The organism is Paraburkholderia sp. JPY465 (genome assembly GCF_050436725.1).
Lineage (GTDB): Bacteria > Pseudomonadota > Gammaproteobacteria > Burkholderiales > Burkholderiaceae > Paraburkholderia > Paraburkholderia youngii.
The window spans coordinates 2077118-2097997 of sequence record NZ_JBNDMT010000003.1 but is presented as its reverse complement, the minus strand read 5'-3'; the positions used below and the strand labels follow the sequence as shown (position 1 = coordinate 2097997).

Annotated in this window: 18 protein-coding genes and 1 pseudogene; 16 read left to right on the top strand and 3 right to left on the bottom strand. The window is 65.1% G+C overall.

The window, feature by feature from the left end; all coding sequences use genetic code 11:
* Window positions 1–10: 10 nt before the first annotated feature.
* A complete protein-coding gene (locus QFZ94_RS24390) occupies window positions 11–943 on the bottom strand; it encodes a DMT family transporter (protein ID WP_429460154.1) in 933 nt (310 codons plus the stop codon).
* A 128-nt stretch (window positions 944–1071) separates the two neighbouring features.
* Here QFZ94_RS24390 and QFZ94_RS24385 point away from each other — a divergent pair, with 128 nt between their 5' ends.
* Window positions 1072–1989, top strand: coding sequence for a LysR family transcriptional regulator (locus tag QFZ94_RS24385; protein WP_429460153.1), 918 nt, complete (start codon window positions 1072–1074; stop codon window positions 1987–1989).
* Between the two features lie 72 nt (window positions 1990–2061).
* On the opposite strand, the gene QFZ94_RS24380 is transcribed toward QFZ94_RS24385, so the two are convergent.
* Window positions 2062–2262 carry a hypothetical protein gene (locus QFZ94_RS24380; RefSeq protein ID WP_368585560.1) on the bottom strand — a complete coding sequence of 67 codons (201 nt, stop codon included), beginning with the start codon at window positions 2260–2262 and terminating at the stop codon, window positions 2062–2064.
* Window positions 2263–2562: 300 nt separating this feature from the next.
* Between QFZ94_RS24380 and QFZ94_RS24375 the strand changes: the two genes are divergently transcribed.
* Entirely contained in the window at window positions 2563–3354 is a 792-nt protein-coding gene (locus tag QFZ94_RS24375; protein WP_429460151.1) for an SDR family NAD(P)-dependent oxidoreductase, read from the top strand.
* A 128-nt stretch (window positions 3355–3482) separates the two neighbouring features.
* On the opposite strand, the gene QFZ94_RS24370 is transcribed toward QFZ94_RS24375, so the two are convergent.
* Entirely contained in the window at window positions 3483–4478 is a 996-nt protein-coding gene (locus QFZ94_RS24370) for an LLM class flavin-dependent oxidoreductase (RefSeq protein ID WP_429460149.1), read from the bottom strand.
* Between the two features lie 334 nt (window positions 4479–4812).
* On the opposite strand from QFZ94_RS24370, the gene QFZ94_RS24365 reads away from it, so the two are divergent.
* The 14 genes and pseudogenes from QFZ94_RS24365 (at window position 4813) to QFZ94_RS24300 (ending at window position 20729) form a co-directional block, all read left to right on the top strand.
* Window positions 4813–6414: a rhodanese-related sulfurtransferase gene (locus tag QFZ94_RS24365; protein WP_368585563.1), complete on the top strand. Its 1602-nt coding sequence runs from the start codon at window positions 4813–4815 to the stop codon at window positions 6412–6414.
* A 580-nt stretch (window positions 6415–6994) separates the two neighbouring features.
* Window positions 6995–7546, top strand: a complete 552-nt coding sequence (gene bamE, locus QFZ94_RS24360) for an outer membrane protein assembly factor BamE domain-containing protein (protein WP_368585564.1) — start codon at window positions 6995–6997, stop codon at window positions 7544–7546.
* A gap of 59 nt (window positions 7547–7605) precedes the next feature.
* Window positions 7606–8560, top strand: a pseudogene (locus tag QFZ94_RS24355) (patatin-like phospholipase family protein).
* 291 nt (window positions 8561–8851) lie between these two features.
* Entirely contained in the window at window positions 8852–9541 is a 690-nt protein-coding gene (locus tag QFZ94_RS24350; protein WP_176110610.1) for an ABC transporter permease, read from the top strand.
* A gap of 5 nt (window positions 9542–9546) precedes the next feature.
* The gene (locus tag QFZ94_RS24345) at window positions 9547–10260 is read left to right on the top strand and encodes an ABC transporter permease (protein ID WP_368585566.1); all 714 of its coding nucleotides are present in this window, start codon (window positions 9547–9549) and stop codon (window positions 10258–10260) included.
* A gap of 88 nt (window positions 10261–10348) precedes the next feature.
* Window positions 10349–11140: an ABC transporter ATP-binding protein gene (locus QFZ94_RS24340; RefSeq protein ID WP_429460145.1), complete on the top strand. Its 792-nt coding sequence runs from the start codon at window positions 10349–10351 to the stop codon at window positions 11138–11140.
* A gap of 28 nt (window positions 11141–11168) precedes the next feature.
* Complete coding sequence (locus QFZ94_RS24335; protein ID WP_429460143.1) at window positions 11169–12212, top strand: GlxA family transcriptional regulator; 1044 nt, start codon at window positions 11169–11171, stop codon at window positions 12210–12212.
* A gap of 304 nt (window positions 12213–12516) precedes the next feature.
* On the top strand, window positions 12517–13752 hold the full coding sequence (locus QFZ94_RS24330) for an aspartate aminotransferase family protein (RefSeq protein ID WP_429460141.1): 1236 nt from the start codon (window positions 12517–12519) through the stop codon (window positions 13750–13752).
* Window positions 13753–13828: 76 nt separating this feature from the next.
* Complete coding sequence (gene aruF / locus QFZ94_RS24325) at window positions 13829–14881, top strand: arginine/ornithine succinyltransferase subunit alpha (protein WP_368585612.1); 1053 nt, start codon at window positions 13829–13831, stop codon at window positions 14879–14881.
* Window positions 14878–15915 (top strand): arginine N-succinyltransferase, encoded by a 1038-nt coding sequence (gene astA, locus QFZ94_RS24320; RefSeq protein WP_410848991.1) that lies wholly within the window; start codon window positions 14878–14880, stop codon window positions 15913–15915. Before aruF ends, astA begins: the two co-directional genes overlap by 4 nt.
* A 2-nt stretch (window positions 15916–15917) precedes the next feature.
* Window positions 15918–17381: a succinylglutamate-semialdehyde dehydrogenase gene (gene astD / locus QFZ94_RS24315; RefSeq protein ID WP_429460138.1), complete on the top strand. Its 1464-nt coding sequence runs from the start codon at window positions 15918–15920 to the stop codon at window positions 17379–17381.
* A 12-nt stretch (window positions 17382–17393) separates the two neighbouring features.
* Window positions 17394–18734 (top strand): N-succinylarginine dihydrolase, encoded by a 1341-nt coding sequence (gene astB, locus QFZ94_RS24310; RefSeq protein ID WP_429461903.1) that lies wholly within the window; start codon window positions 17394–17396, stop codon window positions 18732–18734.
* Complete coding sequence (gene astE, locus QFZ94_RS24305) at window positions 18718–19788, top strand: succinylglutamate desuccinylase (RefSeq protein ID WP_429460136.1); 1071 nt, start codon at window positions 18718–18720, stop codon at window positions 19786–19788. The genes astB and astE overlap by 17 nt, the downstream gene beginning before the upstream one ends.
* 146 nt (window positions 19789–19934) lie before the next feature.
* Window positions 19935–20729, top strand: coding sequence for an ABC transporter substrate-binding protein (locus QFZ94_RS24300; RefSeq protein WP_429460134.1), 795 nt, complete (start codon window positions 19935–19937; stop codon window positions 20727–20729).
* The last annotated feature ends 151 nt before the right edge of the window (window positions 20730–20880 follow it).

Sequence of the window (20880 nt, the reverse complement as noted above, 5' to 3'; positions counted from 1 at the left end):
TGAAAATTGGCTAAGCGTCGACCGAAGTGGCGGGACGCATGTCGAGCCTCGCGTTAGGGTCCCTTTTAAATGGCACCGCCGCCAGCACCGACGCAAGCACCATCAGACCTCCGCCAAACCATGCCGAGGCCGAAAGATGCTCCCCGAGCCATACGTAGGCGAACAGCGCACCGAGCGCGGGCTCGCTGCCCATCAGCAAAGCGACGCGCGTCGGGTTGCTGCGCTTGACGGCAAAGTTCTGTGCGAAAAATGCGAACAACGTACAGGCGAGCACGAGGTAAGCGATGCTCGCCCAGAAGTCACCGTGCCCACTGAGCGACGGCAGCGCCTGCCAATGTTGTGACGGCAACACGAACGCCACCAGCACACTGCCCAGTGCAACGACGCCTGCCTGGACCGCCGTTACCGACAGCGGCGCAAGTTTCGATTCGCGCATGACGCGCTTGGTCACGCAGACCATCAGCGCGCGCAGCAACGCCGCAACCAGAATCAGCGCATCGCCTGCGGTCGGAATGATCGCGCCTCCGCTGACGAACGCGGCGCCCGTCAGCGACAAGCCCACGGCGATCCATTCGCCACGCGATGGCTTTCGTCGCAGCAACACCCATTCGACCAGCGGCGTCAGCGCGACACACAGACTGATAAGGAACGCCGCGTTCGACGCGCGTGTGTGCGCGATCCCGAATGTCTCGGCCAAAAAGATGCTGAGCAGGATTGCGCTGGAACCTAACGCCCCCAGCAAGGCGGACGCTTTGACGTGTCGAAGCGAGCGCAACGCCGGCGACAACACGACGAACGTCAGCCCGAAGCGCAACGCCAGCAGACCGAGCACCGGATAGATCTCGAGCGCGCCTTTCACGACCCCATAACTCGTGCCCCACACCATCGCGACCGCAAGCAGCATCAGGTCGGATACCCATAAAGCACTCTGTTGCTTCGACATGACGGACCTTCTGTTTTCATTCGGACGGTCCAAATTGTCGGGTATTGCGCTGAAAACTATAATCCACGGCGTCAGCACATCTTTTATGTCTGAATTGCACAAATGTCCGGCCAGGTGCGAGGATCGCGATGAATCCGAACGAGCTTTTTGCGTTGCTACCCGACATGGCGATGTTTGCGAGGGTCGTCGACGCCGGCAACTTCTCCATTGCCGCGCGGCAGTTGGGCAGTACACCCTCGACTGTCAGTCGGCAAATCAAACGCCTTGAGGATGCGCTGGGCACGCGCCTGCTCGAGCGCTCGACCCGTAGCATCCGGTTGACGGATTCGGGCGCGCAGATTTACCGGTATTGCCGGGATATGGTCGGCGCGGCGTCGGGCGCTGTCGACGTCGCGGGACAAGGGGCGGGTGATCCGCGAGGCAAGGTCAGCATCAGTGCGCCGATTTCATTTGCGCGTTCCGTCATCCATCCGCTGGTTCCCGAATTTCTGCGCATGTGGCCCGACGTGGATGTCCATCTGGTGTTCGCCGACCACGACGTCGATCCGCTGCGTGACGATGTCGATCTGGTGATCCGGCTCACGCGTTCGCCTCCGCCGGGTCTTGCTGCGCGGCGACTCGGAGCGGTCAAATGGGTTCTCTGCGCGTCGCCTGCTTATCTGCGGGAGCGGGGGACGCCGGCCGAGCCGCGCGACCTTGCGCGGCATGCATGCATGTATCTGGGAGAGACGGTCGACGACAATCGGTGGCATTTCCGCCGCGACGCCGAGACACAGACGGTCGAAGTGAAGGGGCGCTACATCGCCAACGACACGAGTGCGCGCTTGGATGCCGCGCTGCATGGCCTGGGCATTGCGAGCTTGCCCGATTTTGTCGCGGCGCAGGCGGTTTCCGCGGGTGACATCGTCCGGGTGCTGAGCGACTGGGAGTTCGAGGCGCGTCCCTATATGGGCCCGGTCTGGCTGCTGTATCCGCCGAATCGATTTTTACCGTCTCGAGCACGTGCGTTGATCGATTACCTGGTGAGCCGTCTTGACGACAGGTGACGAGCGCTTCTCAAGCACGCACGGGCCAAACCTGCGGCATCGGGGCGCGCAGGGCTGCGCGCCGCCTTGCTGTCAGCCGTGGTAGAAGCCGTCGGTAACCGAATTTTGCAGCACGCCGTCGACATAGACGCCGACAGGGTCGCCATCCGCGGTCGTGAGGATTGACCCGACGTGCTGGCCGGGTAGTTTCATCCGGCCACCTTGAATGGTGGTCATCTCCTGATGATCGAGCTCTGCACAGTTCTCGATGTCGTCGATGGTCAGTGTGTTCATGGGCGCTCCTTGAACAAGAGGGTTGTAGAAACATTCAAGCGGCCGGCTGCTTGCAGCACAGTACGCACATGTCATGCCATTTGCGCGTGGTCTGTGCAGAGCGCATCTCAAGGGGAATCTCTATGATGCGAGTTTGGGCGCGACCATCACTTAGCCAGACGAAGTCGGAAAATCGCTGACATGGCCTCGCTTTCCTGCTCCCGGGCGTCTGCGTCAGATCATCTAGTCTTTTTGCTGTTCGAAAGCGAGGCTGTACCGAACGTTGCGATTTTTAATTCATCCATTGAAAGGAAATCACCCATGGACCTGAACCTGACAGGCAAACTCGCACTGGTGAGCGGCAGTACAGCGGGCATCGGTCTCGCTATCGCCAGCACGTTGGCGCAGGAGGGCGCTCGTGTAATCGTGAACGGCCGCCTGCAGTCATCCGTGGATGACGTGGTCGCGCAGCTGAAAGCGCAGACGGGCGGCGACGTGCTGGGATTTGCCGGCGATCTCGGAACCGCCGCTTCAGCAGAAGAACTCGCGCGACGCTATCCGGGCGTGGAAATTCTTGTCAACAACCTGGGCATCTTCGAGCCCAAGCCGTTTGAAGAGATCCCCGACGCGGACTGGCAGCGATTCTTCGATGTCAACGTGTTGAGCGGGGTACGCCTCGCTCGCCTGTATCTGCCTGCGATGAGGCAGGCCAACTGGGGGCGCATCATTTTCATTTCGAGCGAAAGCGCGGTGCAGATCCCAGCTGAAATGATCCACTACGGAATGACGAAAACCGCGCAGCTGGCGGTCGCGCGCGGTCTCGCCGAAGCCGTCGCCGGCACCGGCATTACCGTCAATAGCGTGTTGCCGGGGCCCACGAAATCGCGGGGAGTCGGTGAATTCGTGGAGACCCTTGCCAAGGCCGACGGCAAATCGTTCGAAGCGTTCGAAAAAGAGTTCTTCGAGAAGGTCCGTCCCACCTCGCTGATCAAGCGATTTGGTTCGCCGCAGGAAGTCGCGTCGCTGGTGGCCTATATCGCCAGTCCGCTTTCGTCGGCCACCACGGGAGCTGCATTGCGCGCCGACGGGGGCGTTATAAAGAGCGCCTTCTAGGGCCATGCCGGCGCCGGGGCGGGCTTCTCATGCGACTGGTCCAACTCAGTGCAAAAGACGAGGGCGGCTCGCCATGAGCCGCCCTCTTTTCGTGCGTGGCCGTGTCGGACGATCGGTTCGCGAAGCGCTTATTCGACCGCCATCAATTCGTCGCGCACCTCGGCGCCGATCTCGAACGAGCGCAGCCGCGCTTCATGATCGTAAATCTGCGCGGTCAGCATCAACTCGTTCGCGCCGGTCTGCTCGATGATCGATTGCAGACCTTCGCGGATCGCGTCGCGATCGCCGAGCACCGTGCACGCGAGCGCACGCGCGACGTTGTTCAGCTCCATCTCCGATGCCTCGAGCCGCTCGACCGGTGGCTGCAATTGCCCCGGCGTGCCGCGCCGCAAATTGATGAACTGCTGTTGCAGCGACGTTAAGAGGCGCGCGGCTTCGTCGTTCGTGTCGGCGGCGAACAGATTGACGCCGACCATCGCATACGGTTTCGCGAGCGTCGCGGACGGCCGGAACTGCGAGCGATACACCTGTAGCGCGCTCATCATGTAATCGGGCGCGAAGTGCGACGCGAACGCGAACGGCAGCCCGAGCGCCGCGGCCAGTTGCGCGCTGTACAGCGACGAGCCGAGCAGCCACAGCGGCACGTTCAGGCCCGCGCCCGGCACCGCGCGAATGCGCTGGCCCGCGACCGGTTCGGCGAAGTAGCGTAGCAATTCGACGACATCGTCGGGGAAAGTTTCGGCGCTCGCCTGCAGATCGCGGCGCAGCGCGCGGGCGGTGGTCTGATCGGTGCCGGGCGCGCGGCCGAGGCCGAGATCGATCCGGCCCGGATACAGCGACGCGAGCGTGCCGAACTGTTCGGCGATCACGAGCGGCGCATGGTTCGGCAGCATGATGCCGCCGGAGCCGACGCGAATCGTCTTCGTGCCGCCGGCCACGTAGCCGATCACGACCGAGGTCGCTGCGCTCGCGATGCCGGTCATGTTGTGATGCTCGGCGAGCCAGTAACGCTTGTAATTCAGTTTTTCCGCGTGCTGCGCGAGTGACAGTGTGTTCCTGAATGCGTCAGCGGGCGTGGCACCCGCGGTGACCGGCGAAAGATCGAGAACCGAGAAGGGAATCATTGTCTATTGATTGCGATGGGCGGCGCTTTCGCGCGATGGGGCATTGTGGCAAAGCGGCGGCTTTTCTGCTGGCGGCGCGGCGATGCCCCTGACGGCGGAAGGGTCGCCGGCGCTGAGGACCGACGAACCGCGACGACGGCCGTCGTGTGGCGCGGAAATTGCGCTCGCCTAGCGTGTTCGCGCGGCGGTGCTTCGCATTCGCAGCGCGGTCGAATAAGCAATCCCACGAGTGACCGTGCGCCGATCGGAATTCGAGTGTACGGTTTAAGTATTCGGTACGGTGACGCGACGCGTTGCCCGAAATCTGGAATGTAGCGAAGGAGTTCCCGATCCCATGAATGTCGTCAAAGAGTTTCGTACCCGGTCGTTCCAGGACGTGTGCCACGCATTGCTCGACCGCGAGGAGATCGCGCTCGTCGACGTGCGTGAGGAAGATCCGCACGCTCGCAGTCATCCGTTGTTCGCCGCCAATCTGCCGCTGTCGCGGCTCGAACTCGATGCGCCGTTGCGACTGCCGCGCCTCGCCGTGCCGATCGTCGTGTTCGATGCCGGCGAAGGGCTCGCGAGGCGCGCGGCCGAGCGCCTCGACGAGCTCGGCTATAGCAACGTCGCATTGCTCGAAGGCGGTCTGCAGGGCTGGCGCGAAGCGGGCGGCGAGTTGTTCAAGGATGTCAACGTGCCGAGCAAGGCGTTCGGCGAACTGGTCGAAAGCGTGCGTCATACGCCGTCGCTGTCCGCGCAGCAGGTGCAGGCGCTGCTCGATCGCGAGGCCGATGTCGTGGTGCTCGACGCGCGCCGCTTCGACGAGTTTCAGACCATGAACATCCCCGGCAGCATCAGCGTGCCGGGCGCGGAGCTGGTGCTGCGCGCGCGGCAGCTCGCGCCGGACCCGGCCACGCGCATCATCGTCAATTGCGCGGGACGCACGCGCAGCATCATCGGCGCGCAGTCGCTGATCAACGCGGGCGTGCCCAACCCGGTGGCCGCGCTGCGCAACGGCACGATGGGCTGGACGCTCGCCGGTCAGCCGCTCGCGCATGGCAGCACGCGGCGCGTCGAAGGCGCGGTCGACGACGTATCCCGACTCGCGGCGGCCGACGGCGCGCGCGCGCTTGCCGACCGCGCGCGCGTGCGCCGCACCTCGCGCGACGAAGCGCGCCGCTGGGCCGACGAGGCGGTGCGCACCGTGTATCGCTTCGACGTGCGCACACCCGAGGAATACGAGGCGGGCCACGTGCCCGGCTTTCGCAGCGCGCCGGGCGGCCAGCTCGTGCAGGAAACCGACCTGTTCGTGACGGTGCGTGGCGCGCGCGTGATCCTCGCGGACAGCGACGGCGTTCGCGCGAACATGACCGCATCGTGGCTCGCGCAGATGAACGTCGAGGTGTTCGTGGTCGATGGCCTGACGGCGGGCGATTTCGCCGAGAAGGGCGTGGCGCCGCTCTCGCGTAACGCGGTCACGCCGCCCGACGTCGACGACATCGAGCCGGCCGAGCTCGCCGCGCTGCTTCAGTCGCCCGGAACCGTCGTGCTCGACTTCGCGAGCAGCACGAATTATCTGAAGCGGCACATTCCGGGCGCGTGGTTCGTGATCCGCAGCCAGCTTGCCGACGCGCTGCGCACGCTGCCCGATGCGAAGCGCTATGTGGTGACGTGCGGCAGCGACGTGCTCGCGCGCTTCGTCGCGCCGGAGCTCGCCGCGGCGACCGAGCGGCCGGTGCAGGTGCTGCGCGGCGGCACCCGCGCGTGGATCGACGCGGGCTTGCCGGTGGAGTCGGGCGGCGCGCGGATGGCGTCGCCGCGCATCGATCGTTATCAGCGGCCGTATGAGGGCACGGAGAACGCGCGCGAAGCGATGAGCGCGTATCTGGAGTGGGAGCATGGGCTCGTCGCGCAACTCGCGCGCGACGGCACACACGGCTTTCGGGTGATTTGAAGGGGCCGGCTGTCCGGAGGCCGGCAGTCCGGAGGCCGGCTATCCGGAGGCCGGCTATCCGGGGGCCGGCCTTCCGGAGGCCGGCCATGTTGCGCCGCGAATCTTCTGCCGATTCGGTGTAAACGCGCTCTCGTCGAAAGCCTCCGATGCGTTTAGATTATCCGCATCTGGAAGGCTTATCGAGGGACCAGGGCGGCCGTAAAAGGCAGCGGTTTGTCATTCGGCGATGGCGCAAGGTGAGTAGCCAAGGTTGCTCATCGCTTCGTCTGGAGCAGGCCGCTGCGCGTCGTCCGCGGTACTTCGCGCAGGGCGGCTGTCGAGCCGCCGTCACTTCCGGTTGATCGTATCGACCGACATGGCGACGCTGCACACAGCGTCGCCTTTTTGCTTCTGGCGTGCCCGTTTCAAGCGACCCCCAGCCGATCTTTTAGCGCTGCGCGCAACAGGTTACGTGCGTAGCCGCACTCGTCGCGCCTGCGTTGCTCGCGGTTTTCTCCGTGCGCGGTTATCCTTGTAGTACACACTACAGACCGGCCGTGCGCAGCGATTGCAGACGCCGCGCATCCGGACAGGAATCGAAGTGAGCCTCAAACCGCTGGGCATCACGCTGCTGATAGCGTGCGTTGCGCTGACCGGCTGCGACCAACAGCAGAGCGATCAAGCCGTGCAAAAACTCAAGGATTTTTTCAACGCGGTCAAACCGGACGCGTTGTTGCTCAAGAACATGACGCCGGGTGTCACGACCGAAGCGCAAATCCTCGCGCAGATGGGCAAGCCCGAAACCACCCGCACCTTCACCGACGGCTCGAAGCGCTTCGAGTATCCGCGCGGTCCGCAAGGTCTCAACACCTACATGGTCGACATCGATCGCGACGGCAAGCTGCAGGCGATCACGCAAGTGCTGACCGCGGACAACTTCGCGAAGATCCGCTCCGGCATGACCGAGGACGAGGTGCGTCGATTGCTTGGTAAGCCTGGAGAGGTCGCGGTGTTTCCACTGAAGCCGGAAACCGTGTGGAGCTGGAAATGGCGCGAGCGCGGCGTGACCGAGGAAGGCATTTTTAACGTTCACTTCGACCGCAACCAGAGGGTGTACACCACGTCACGCTCGGACGTGATTCGTGGGCGATAGGTGGGAAGAATGTCGAATAGAAGACGGCCGGATAAGCCGGCCGAAAGAGCGGGGTAGGCATGATACGTCGACGTCGATACAGCCGGATCGGGCTGGTGTTGGGGGGCGGCGCCGCGCGCGGCTGGGCGCATATCGGCGCGATTCGGGCGCTGCAAGACGCGGGCATCAAGCCCGACGTCGTGTGCGGCACGTCGATCGGCGCGCTGGTCGGCGCCGTCTATGCGAACGGCGATCTCGACTGGCTCGAGGAGTGGGTGTCGCGTCTGACCTGGCAGACGGTGGTGCGGCTGCTCGATCTGCGCATCTCGGGCGGCCTGCTCGGCGGGCGCAAGGTGATCCAGCTATTCGCCGACAAATTCGCCGGCCGCTCGATCGCGCAACTGAACATGCCGTTCGCGGCAGTCGCGACCGAACTCGACACGGGCCGCGAAATCTGGCTGCAGGACGGCAGCACGGTCGACTCGGTGCGCGCGTCGATTGCGATTCCGGGCATCTTCACGCCGGTGTGGCACAACGGCGTGTGGCTCGTCGATGGCGGGCTGTGCAACCCGGTGCCGGTGTCGGTCGCGCGCGGCATGCGCGCGGACTGCGTGATCGCGATCGATCTGAACAACGACATCCTGAACGGCCGCGACTTCGGCGGCCCGGTCATCGAAACGCCAGCGCTCGATCCCACCGCGCCGCCGCCTGTCGCGCTGCGCCGCAACGGCAAGCCGTGGCCGCGCTGGCTCGCGCCAGCCGAAGCGAGCGCCACCGACGACGTGCGCGTGCCGCCGAAGCCGAGCGCGCACGTGCCGTCGATGCTGAGCTCGATCGCGCAAAGCATCGACATCATGCAGGTGCGCATCACGCGCAGCCGGCTTGCGGGCGAACCGGCCGATATCCTGATTCAGCCGCGTCTCGGCGGCATGGGCATCTTCGATTTTCATCGCGCGGGAGCCGGCCATCGCGGAAGGGCGCGCGGCGGTCGAACACATGCTGCCGGCGATTCGCGCGCGGCTCGCGCTCGATTGAGCGCCGGTTGTTCGTCGCCGCGGCCTATCGAAAAAGCGACCCGAAATTTGCGAAATCGCGGCGCGGCGAAGCGCGCGCGGCGCACCTGACAAAACGATAACCCTCGTGATACCAAGCGCTACGAGCGTTCAGCGCGCGCCGGCAGCGTCATGCTGCGTCGCAGCAATCCAGTCGCCCGGTATTTGAGAAATTGATTTTCGCTTGCGAGACTCCGCGCCATGCCGGAGCAGCGAGCCGCCCACGAAGCTGCCGCCATCCGCGCCAATTCAACGAACCTGGATGGAGACACGCGTGTTCCTATACGGCTTTGGTCCCGTGCTGCTCGCCGGCACGCTGCAGACGATCGAGCTGTCCGTTCTGTCGCTGGCGGCCGCCGTGTTGCTCGGCCTCGCGGGCGCGGCGGCGAAACTCTCGTTCAACCGGCCCCTCAGGGCCATCGCGACCGGCTACACGACGCTGATCCGCTCGGTGCCCGACCTCGTGCTGATGCTGCTGCTGTTCTACAGCATCCAGATGGCGGTCAACGATCTGACCGACGCGCTCGATCTGCCGCAGTTCGACATCGATCCGTTCGTGGCCGGCGTGCTGACGCTCGGCTTCATCTACGGCGCGTATTTCACCGAAACCTTCCGCGGCGCTTTTCTCGCGGTGCCGCGCGGCCAGCTCGAAGCGGGCAGCGCGTACGGCATGAGCGGCGTGCGCGTGTTCACCCGCATCCTGTTTCCGCAGATGATGCGCTTCGCCTTGCCCGGCATCGGCAACAACTGGCAGGTGCTCGTAAAGGCGACCGCGCTGGTGTCGATCATCGGTCTCGCCGACGTCGTCAAAGCCGCGCAGGACGCCGGCAAGAGCACCTTCAACATGTTCTTCTTCATCCTCGTCGCCGCGCTGATCTATCTGGCGATCACCACCGTCTCGAACGTCGCGCTGATCTGGCTGAACCGCCGCTATTCGATCGGCGTGCGACACGCGGAGCTTTGAACGTCATGATCGACATCATCAATCAATTCTGGAAGGCGTATCTGTTCTGGGATGGGCAGCGTCTGTCGGGTCTTGCGGTCACGCTGTGGCTGCTGGTAGCGTCGATCGCGATCGGCTTCGTGTGCGCGGTGCCGCTCGCGGTCGCGCGCGTGTCGAAGAAGCGCTGGCTGTCGACGCCGGTACGTCTGTACACCTACGTGTTTCGCGGCACGCCGCTCTACGTGCAGCTGCTGTTGATCTACACCGGCGTGTACAGCCTCGCGTTCGTGCGCTCGCACAGCCTGCTCGACGCGTTCTTTCGCAGCGGCTTTCATTGCGCGATCCTCGCGTTCGCGTTGAACACCTGTGCGTACACGACCGAGATTTTCGCCGGCGCGATCCGCTCGACCTCGCACGGCGAAGTCGAGGCGGCGCGCGCCTATGGCATGAGCTGGTTCACGATGTACCGGCGCATTGTGATACCGTCCGCGCTGCGTCGCGCGTTGCCGTTGTACAGTAACGAAGTGATCCTGATGCTGCACGCAACCACGGTCGCGTTCACGGCCACGGTGCCCGACATCCTGAAGGTCGCGCGCGATGTGAACTCTGCGACCTACCAGTCGTTCAACGCGTTCGGGCTCGCGGCGTTAATTTACCTCGTGGTGTCGTTTGCGCTGGTTGCGTTGTTCCGGCGCGCCGAGCGCCGCTGGCTCGCGCATCTCGCGGTGCGCACGCATTGAGCGCGCGTTGACATTGCAGCGGACGCCGCGCGCTTGAGCACCGCGGCGTCCGCATCAGACCGATCCGTATCTTCACTGGGAGAGCATCTTGCTCCATACCACTCAAACCGAAGCTTGCAAGCTCGCCGTACAGGACATCCACAAGCGCTACGGCGACAACGAAGTGCTCAAGGGCGTGTCGCTGAACGCGAACAAAGGCGACGTGATCAGCATCATCGGCGCGAGCGGCTCGGGCAAGAGCACCTTCCTGCGTTGCATCAATTTTCTCGAGCGGCCGAACGCCGGGCAGATCGTCGTCGATGGCGAGGCGGTGAAGACGAAGACCGATCGCGCCGGCAATCTCGAAGTCGCCGATCACAAACAGTTGCAGCGCATCCGCACGAAGCTTGCGATGGTGTTCCAGCACTTCAATCTGTGGTCGCACATGAACGTGCTCGAGAACATCATCGAGGCGCCGATTCATGTACTCGGTCTGAAGCGCAAGGAAGCCGAGGACCGTGCGCGCGAATATCTGGAGAAAGTCGGTCTCGCGCCGCGTCTCGAGAAGCAGTATCCGTCGCATCTGTCGGGCGGCCAGCAGCAGCGGGTGGCGATTGCGCGGGCTCTCGCGATGCACCCGGACGTGATGCTGTTCGACGAACCGACTTCCGCGCTCGACCCCGAACTCGTCGGCGAAGTGCTGAAGGTGATGCAGAAGCTCGCCGAGGAAGGTCGCACGATGATCGTCGTCACGCACGAAATGGGCTTTGCGCGCAATGTGTCGAACCATGTGATGTTCCTGCACCAAGGCCGCACCGAGGAAGAGGGCAATCCGGCCGTGGTGCTGAGCGCGCCGCGCAGCGAGCGCCTGAAGCAGTTCCTGTCCGGCAGCCTGAAGTAACGCGCGGCCCGCTTTTCACGGACACCCGATGGCCCGCACGTCCAGCCCGGCTCGCACGACCCAGGTCGCGATCGTCGCATTGCCGCCCGTGTCGATGTCGGGCGTCGGGCCGATCGTCGACGCGCTCAATCTCGCCAATGAAATCGACGGCCGCGCGCTGTATCGCGTGCAGGTCTGTTCGTGGGACGGCCGCGCGGTGCCGCTGTCGGGCGGCGCGCAATGGCCGGCCGACGCCGCGTTCGGCGACGCGATCGCGTGCGACTGGCTGATCATCGTCAGCGAGCGGTTCCAGCAGTTCGCCGACTATCGGTTGTTTCTCGCGAGCCTCGCGCGCGTCGGCCAACGCACGCCGCTTGTCACCGGCATCCACCACGGCGTGTGGTGGCTCGCGATGGCGGGGCAGTTGTCCGGCTATCGCGTCAGCGTGAACTGGGAAACCTATCAGCAGTTCTCCGAACAGTTCGAACGCTCGATCGTCACGCAGCAGATCTTCGAAATCGACCGCGATCGCGCGACCTGCGCGGGCGGTCAGGCGACCGTCGACTTCATGCTCGCGATGATCGGCCGCGCGCACGGGCCCGAACTCGCGGAGCGCATCGCCGATACGCTCGGCGTCGGTGTGCTGCGCGCCGGCGAGGAGCGTCAGCGCATCCCGTTCGTGACTGCGCCGGGCGAGCGTCATCCGCGCCTGAACGACGCGCTGCTGCTGATGGAAGCCAATATCGAGGACCCGCTGACCACCGATGAAATCGCCGGCCTCGTCGGCGTCTCGCGGCGGCAGCTCGAACGCCTGTTTCGCCAGTATCTCGGCTCGATGCCCTCCAAATACTATCTGGGGCTGCGGCTGTCGAAGGCGCGCACGCAGTTGCAGCGCACCAGCAAATCGGTCGTGCAGATCAGCCTCGCGTGCGGGTTTTCGTCGGCGGCGCATTTTTCGAATGCGTATCGGGAGCACTTCGGCGTCACGCCGCGCGAGGATCGCCGCAACTGGATCGAGCGGCAGACCGGTGCGCACGGCGGCGCGAGCGAGCCCCGGCCGGCCGCGCTGATCGAGCGGCCCGAGCTCGATTGATGCACAGCGGCGCGCGCAGTCGGGCATAGCTCGTGCGCAAGCTGGAAGCCGTCTGAAAGCGGAGCAGGGGCATGTCCGGCGCGGGCGGCGCGGCCGCACCGCCGAAGTCCGACACGAGCGACACGAACCCGACACGAACCGCTCACACAGTAAGAACGAAACACCTGCACGAACAGTACCCGCGGTACCCGCCGTGGCGCGACGACGCGCGGAACCTCATAGAAAGCGTCGCGTATGCGCAAGACGCGCCGCGCACGGTTTCCTACACTAGCTGTATTACCTGTCACCCGTAAAAGGATTAGCCATGAACGACCTGACTGTGACACGCCAGACCTTCGACGAAGTCATGGTGCCGGTGTTTGCCCCCGCCGCCTTCGTACCGGATCGCGGTCTCGGCTCGCGCGTGTGGGACACGCAAGGCCGCGACTATATCGACTTCGCCGGCGGCATCGCCGTCACCGCGCTCGGTCATGCGCATCCGGAGCTGCTGAAGGTACTGCATGAGCAGGGCAGCAAGCTGTGGCACATCGGCAATGGCTACACGAACGAGCCGGTGCTGCGTCTCGCGAAGCGCCTCGAAAGCCTCACGTTCGCCGATCGCGCGTTCTTCGCGAACTCGGGGGCCGAAGCGAACGAGGCCGCGCTGAAGCTCGCGCGCCGCGTCGCGTTCGACCGTCACGGCGCGCAGAAAGACGAAATCATTTCGTTTACACAGTCGTTCCACGGCCGCACGCTGTTCACCGTCAGCGTCGGCGGCCAACCGAAGTATTCGGAAGGCTTCGGCCCGGTGCCCGCCGGCATCAAGCATCTGCCGTACAACGACATCGCAGCGGCGAAGAAGGCGATCGGCGCGCAGACCTGCGCGGTGATCGTCGAGCCGATCCAGGGCGAGGGCGGCGTGATCCCGGCCGATCCGGCGTTCCTCAAAGCACTGCGCGAAGCGTGCGATCAGCACAACGCCGTGCTGATTTTCGACGAAGTGCAAACCGGCGTGGGCCGCAGCGGCTACTTCTACGCGTACCAGGACACCGGTGTGACGCCCGACATCCTGACCACCGCGAAGGCGCTCGGCAACGGCTTCCCGATCGGCGCGATGCTGACCACCAGAGAGCTCGCCGCGCACTTCAAGGTCGGCGTGCACGGCACGACCTACGGCGGCAATCCGCTCGGCTCGGCGATCGCGGAAAAAGTGGTCGAGCTCGTCAGCGACCCGAAGCTGCTCGAAGGCGTGCGCTCGCGCAGCGAAGTGCTGAAAGGCCATCTCGCGAAGTTGAACCAGCGGTTAGGGCTTTTCAGCGAAGTGCGCGGCAAGGGTCTGCTGATCGGCGCCGAACTGAACGACGCGTATCGGGGCCGCGCGAAGGACTTCGTCACCGCGGCCGGCCAGCACGGCGTGATCATGCTGATGGCGGGCCCGGACGTGCTGCGCTTCGTGCCGTCGCTGATCATGCCGCTCGACGACATGGCCGAAGGCTTCGCGCGGCTCGACAAGGCGTTCGGCGAACTCGTCGGCGCGAATGCGCAGGCGGCGTCGCGTTGATGTTCAGACCGTGCAATCCTCCACGCCTGCCCACGCCGATGCGGCGATTCATGCGTCACATTCAACAGGAACGATGATGTACTTCGTACGTCCCGCCCGCCTTGCCGATCTCGATGCGCTCGAGCATATGGCGCGCACCGCGCAACCGGTGCTGCATTCCCTGCCGCACGACCGGCGCGCGCTCGAAGCGCGCGTCGCGTTGTCCGAAGACTCATTTCGCGCGGAAGTCGATTTTCCGGGCGAAGAGTTCTATCTGTTCGTGCTCGAAGATTCGGACACCGGCAAGCTGATGGGAACCGCGAGCATCGTCGCGGCCGCCGGTTACGCGGACCCGTTCTACGTGTTTCGCAACGACGCGCTGATTCATGCGTCACGTGAGTTGCACGTGAATCGCAAGATTCACGCACTGACGATGTCGCACGAGCTGACCGGCAAGAGCCGGCTCGCGGGCTACTACATCGACCCGTCGCTGCGCGGCGACGCAGCCGCGCAACTGATGTCGCGCGCGCGGATGATGTATATCGCCGCGAATCGCAAGCGCTTCACGCCCGAAGTGTTCTCGCTGCTGCTCGGCGTCACCGACGAAAACGGCATGTCGCCGTTCTGGGAAGCGGTGGGCCGCAAGTTCTTCGGCCGCAATTTCGCGGACATCGAAGTCGAATCGGGCGGCCGCAGCCGCACCTTCATCGCCGAAGTGATGCCGACCTATCCGGTGTATGTGCCGCTGCTGCCCGAAGCGGCGCAGCGCGTGCTCGGCGAGCCGGATGCGAACGCGCTGCTCGCGTACGAGATTCATCTCGAGGAAGGCTTCGAGACCGATCGCTACGTCGATATCTTCGACGCGGGTCCGGTGCTGACCGCGCAGATGGATCGCAGCGTCAGCGTGAAGCACAACGAAACGCGCGTCGTGCGCGAGGCACCGGCGCCGCACGGTGCAACCTACCTGATCGCGCACAACGGCGCCGACGGCGAGTTCCGTTGCGTGCTCGGCGAGCTCGCGCCCGGCAAGGAGTCGGGCGCCGTGTTGTCGCAGGCGGCGCTCGCCGCGCTCGGGGTGCGCGAAGGCGATACGGTGCGGTGCGTGCCGCTGCATCAGCCGCAGGATGAACAATCTGGAGACGCGCAATGATCGTCGTTCGCGTAGTGCAACGAGGCGATGTGGATGCGCTGATGCGGCTCGCGCAGGAAACCGGGCCGGGCCTGACCACGTTCAAGCCGGATCGCGATGCGCTCGCAGCGCGTGTCGAACGCGCGCGCCGCACGATGGAAGATCGGGCCGAGCCGCACGAGGCCGGCTATTTCTTCGTGATGGAAGACACCACGACCGGCGACGTGGCCGGTGTCTGCGGGATCGAAGCAGAGGTGGGGCTGCAGCAGCCGTTCTACAACTATCGCGTGAGCACGGTCGTGCACGCGAGCCAGGATCTCGGCATCTGGACCCGCATGCACGCGCTGAACATCTCGCACGACCTCACCGGTTATGCGGAAGTGTGCTCGCTGTTCCTGAGCCCGCGTTATCGCACGAGCGGCGTCGGCGGCTTGCTGTCGCGTTCGCGCTTCATGTTTCTCGCGCAGTTCCGCGAGCGCTTTCCGCAGCGTTTATGCGCGGAGCTGCGCGGCCATTTCGACGAGCAGGGCACCTCGCCGTTCTGGCGCGCGGTCGGCTCGCACTTTTATCAGATCGATTTCAACGCCGCCGACTATCTGAGCTCGCACGGCCGCAAGGCGTTTCTCGCCGAGCTGATGCCGCGCTATCCGGTGTACGTCGAGCTGTTGCCGGAAGAAGCACAGCGCTGCGTCGGCCTCACGCATAGCGACACGATCCCCGCGCGCCGCATGCTCGAAGCCGAAGGGCTGCGCTACGAGAACCACGTCGATATTTTCGATGCGGGTCCGGTGCTCGAATGCCATATCGCCGATTTGCGCACCGTGCGCGAGAGCGTGCTGGTCGCGGCCGAGATCGGCGACGCAGCGGAGCCGGCCGCGCAGGACGGACTGAAGTCGATGGTATCGAATACGTCGCTCGGCGATTTTCGCGTCGGGGTCGTGGCGGGCGTGGCGCGCAACGGCGTGTTCCGCCTCAGCGCGGCCGAAGCCGACGCGCTTCGGGTAAAGGCAGGCGATCCGCTGCGGGTGCTGCCGGTGAAACACAAACAAGGATGATCATGAGCGAGCTTTTCATCGCCGGTGAGTGGGTCGCCGGCACAGGACCCGTGTTCGCGTCGCACAATCCCGGCACGGGCGCGGTGGTGTGGCAAGGCAATAGCGCATCGGCGGACGACGTCGATCGCGCGGTACGCAGCGCGCGCCGCGCATTCGCCGCATGGTCGGCACTGACGCTCGACGAGCGCTGCGCGGTGGTGCGCCGCTTCGCCGCGCTCGTGACCGAGCGCAAGGAAGCGCTCGCCGAAGCGATCGGCCGCGAGACCGGCAAACCGCTGTGGGAAGCGCGCACCGAAGCGGCGTCGATGGCCGCGAAGATCGAGATCTCGATCCAGTCGTACAACGAGCGCACCGGCGAAAAGCGCTCGGCGATGGCCGATGGCACCGCGGTGCTGCGGCATCGTCCGCATGGCGTGGTCGCGGTGTTCGGCCCGTACAACTTTCCGGGCCATCTGCCGAACGGGCATATCGTGCCCGCGCTGATCGCCGGTAACGCGGTCGTGTTCAAGCCGTCCGAACTGGCGCCCGGCGTCGCGGCGCTCACCGTGCAGATCTGGTGCGATGCGGGGCTGCCCGCCGGCGTGCTGAATCTGGTGCAGGGCGAGAAGGACACCGGCGTCGCGCTCGCGAATCACCGTCAGATCGACGGACTGTTCTTTACCGGTAGTTCGGATACGGGAACATTGCTGCACAAACAGTTCGGCGGCCGGCCGGAGATCGTGCTCGCGCTCGAAATGGGCGGCAACAACCCGCTCGTGATCGGCCCGGTCGCGGACCTCGACGCCGCCGTGCATCACACGATCCAATCGGCGTTTCTGTCGGCGGGGCAGCGTTGCACGTGCGCGCGCCGCATCTTCGTGCCCGACGATGCGTTCGGCGAGCGTTTTCTCGCGCGCCTGACGGAAGTGACCGCGCGCATCGGCGTCGGCGAATACAACGCCGAGCCGCAGCCGTTCATGGGCGCGGTGGTGTCGGCGCGCGCGGCCTCGCGTTTGATCAGCGCGCAGGAACGTCTGCTCGCGAGCGGCGCGAAGGCGCTGTTGAAGATGGAGCAGCGCGATCCGCAACTCGGCTTCGTCACGCCCGCGATTCTCGACGTGACCGGCGTGAAGGACCTGCCCGACGAGGAGCACTTCGGCCCGCTCGCGCAGATCATCCGCTACCGCAACTTCGACGATGCGCTCGAACAGGCGAACGACACGGAGTTCGGTCTGTCCGCGGGCCTGCTCGCCGACGACGAAGCGCTGTGGACGCATTTCCAGCGCACGATTCGCGCGGGCATCGTCAACTGGAACCGGCCGACCAATGGCGCTTCGTCGGGCGCGCCGTTCGGCGGGCCGGGCCGCTCGGGCAATCATCGGCCGAGCGCGTACTATGCGGCCGATTACTGCGCGTACCCGATGGCCTCTGTCGAAAGCGCGCAACTGAACATGCCCGCGAGCGTCTCGCCGGGCCTTCAATTCTAAGGATCGACGATGCTGCAAGCCACTGAAGCCAATTTCGACGGCCTGGTCGGCCCGACTCACAACTACGCGGGCTTGTCGTTCGGCAACGTCGCGTCGCAGAGCAACGAGAAGTCGGTCGCGAATCCGAAGGCCGCGGCGCGCCAGGGTCTGCGCAAGATGAAGCAGCTCGCGGACCTCGGCTTTCATCAGGGCGTGCTGCCGCCGCAAGAGCGTCCGTCGATGCGGCTGTTGCGCGAGCTCGGTTTTTCCGGCGACGACGCTTCGGTGATCGCGCGCGTCGCGAAGAACGCGCCCGAGCTGCTCGCGGCGGCGAGTTCGGCCTCGGCGATGTGGACCGCGAACGCCGCGACGGTGAGCCCGTCCGCGGATACGCACGACGGCCGCGTGCATTTCACGCCGGCCAATCTGTGCAGCAAGCTGCATCGCGCGATCGAGCATGAATCGACGCGCCGCACGTTGCGGGCGATGTTCAGCGACACCGACCGCTTCGTCGTGCACGAGGCGCTGCCCGGCACGCCCGCGCTCGGCGACGAAGGCGCGGCGAATCACACGCGCTTTTGCGAGCAGTACAAGGCGCGCGGCGTCGAATTCTTCGTGTACGGCCGCAGCGAGTATCGTCGTGGGCCGGAGCCGAAGCGCTATCCGGCGCGCCAGACGTTCGAGGCGAGCCGCGCGGTTGCGCATCGTCATGGCTTGCAGGAAGCGGCGACCGTGTATGCACAGCAGAACCCCGAAGTGATCGACGCGGGCGTGTTTCATAACGACGTGATCGCGGTCGGCAATCGCAACACACTGTTCTGCCATCAGCTCGCGTTCGTCGATCAGCAAGCGGTGTACGACGACCTGCGCTCGAAGCTCGCGAACCTTCACGCGGGCTTCAACGTGATCGAAGTGCCCGACGCGCAGGTCAGCGTCGCCGATGCGGTGACGTCGTATCTGTTCAACAGCCAGCTGCTGACTCGGCCCGATGGCAAGCAGGTGCTGGTCGTGCCGCAGGAGTGCCGCGAAAATCCGCGCGTCGCCGCGTATCTGGATGAGCTGACTTCGCACAGCGGTCCGATCGACGAAGTGCTCGTGTTCGATCTTCGCGAGAGCATGAAGAACGGGGGCGGTCCGGCCTGTCTGCGTCTGCGCGTCGTACTCGACGACACCGAGCGCGCGGCGGTTGCGCCGGGCGTATGGATCGACGACACGCTGTTCGGCCGTCTCGATGCGTGGATCGAAAAGCACTATCGCGATCGTCTCGCACCGGCCGATCTCAGCGATCCGCAACTGCTGGTCGAATCGCGCACCGCGCTCGATGAGCTGACGCAAATCCTCGCTCTGGGCTCGCTGTATGACTTCCAGCGCTGATTACGCGATGTCGGCCCCGAGCGCGATGCTCGACGATTTTCTCGCGTGGACGCTCGCGGGTTCGCGGCCTGCCGCGCATCGAGCGCAAGGCACGTGCGGGAACGGTGTGCGCTGGACGTGGCAGGGCGACGGCGTGCTCGTCATCGAGCCCGCACAGCGGCATGCAGGCGTGCGCAGCGTGCTCGTCTCGGCCGGCGTGCATGGCGACGAGACCGCGCCGATCGAACTGCTGTCGCGCATCGTCGCCGATATCGCACAGGGCCGCGCGGCGCTCGCGTGCCGGCTGCTCGTGATTCTCGGCAACATCGATGCGATGCGCGACGGCGGCCGCTATCGCGACGACGATCTGAACCGGCTCTTCAGCGGCCGTCATCTGCAACTGCCGCACAGTCATGAAGCGCCGCGCGCGGCCGCGCTCGAACAGGCCGCAACGCGCTTTTTCGCGGACGCGTCCGACGCGCCCGGCGCGCGCTGGCATATCGACATGCATACGGCGATCCGCGCGTCGGTATTCGAGCGCTTCGCGCTGTTGCCGCATACCGGCAAGCCCTTTTCGCGGGCGATGTTCGAATGGCTCGGCGACGCGCGCATCAGCGCGGTGCTGCTGCACACGACGAAGGGCAACACCTATTCGCACTTCACCGCGCAAGCGTGCGGCGCCGATGCGTGCACGCTCGAACTCGGCAAGGTGCGGCCGTTCGGCCACAACGACCTGACGCGCTTCGAGGGCGCGGATCTCGCGGTGCGCGCGCTGCTGGCCGGCACCCGAATGAACGCACACGGCGACGCGCAAGCCACGCTGCCGCGCGTGTTCACCGTCGTCGATCAGCTGACCAAGCAAAGCGACGCATTCGAGCTGCTGCTCGCGCCCGACGTGCCGAACTTCACGCCGCTCGCCAAGGGCACCCTGCTCGCGCGCGACGGTGACTATCAATACACGGTGCAGCGCGACGAAGAGCGCATCGTGTTTCCGAACCCGGCGGTCAAGCCCGGCCTGCGCGCCGGTCTGCTGGTCGTCGATACCACCGCCGAGACGCTGCCCAAGCTTGTCTAGACAGGTTCCGTGTACAATCGCGGGCTTCGCGGCTGACGCACCTACCGGTTACGCCGGCCGCGCGAGTCCGAAGCGCGGCAGGCGTCATCCGCCTGTGCGCGCGAAGTCGGCTCCGTTTCAGTCAACACCGTAAAGGAACACCCGTAATGAAGAAGAATTGGCCCAACCTGGCCGCGCTCGCGCTGTTCGCGACGGCGGCGTTGACCGCAGGCACCGCGTCGGCTGCTGAGATCAAGGAAGTGCGCTTCGGCGTCGAAGCGTCGTACGCGCCGTTCGAATCGAAGTCGCCCGCGGGCGAGCTGCAAGGCTTCGACATCGACGTCGGCAATGCCGTGTGCGCGAAGCTGAAGGCCAGATGCGTGTGGGTCGAGAATTCGTTCGACGGTCTGATTCCGGCGCTCGAAGCGCGCAAGTTCAGCGCGATCAACTCGGACATGACGATCACCGACCAGCGTCGCCAGGCGATCGACTTCACCGATCCGATCTACACGATCCCGAATCAGATGATCGCGAAGAAGGGCAGCGCTCTGCAGCCGACGCCCGCATCGCTGAAGGGCAAGCACGTCGGCGTGCTGCAGGGCACGATCCAGGAGACCTATGCGAAGGCGCGCTGGGCGCCGGCCGGTGTCGACGTCGTGCCGTATCAGACTCAGGACCAGATCTACGCGGACCTCGCGTCGGGCCGTCTCGACGCGTCGTTCCAGGACGCCGAAGCGGCATCGAAGGGCTTTCTGAAGAAGCCGCAAGGCGCGGGCTTCGAGTTCGCCGGTCCGGCCGTGAGCGACGACAAGCTGCTTGGCGCGGGTGTCGGCTACGGCGTGCGCAAGAACGACAAGGCGCTCAAGGATGCGCTGAACGGCGCGTTGAAGGAGCTGAAGGCCGATGGCACGATCGACCATCTCGCCGCCAAATACTTCGACGTGAAAGTCGTGCTGAAGTAACGCTGCATCTAATTGTGCAAAACGGCCGCTGATGCGGCCGTTTTGCTTTTTGCACGCGTGTCGCAAACGTTCAACAAATATTTCGAGATATTGCCCTGTAAGCCTGTTCGTGCCCAATGACGCTGCGATAAAATTGCGACGCACGCTGCCG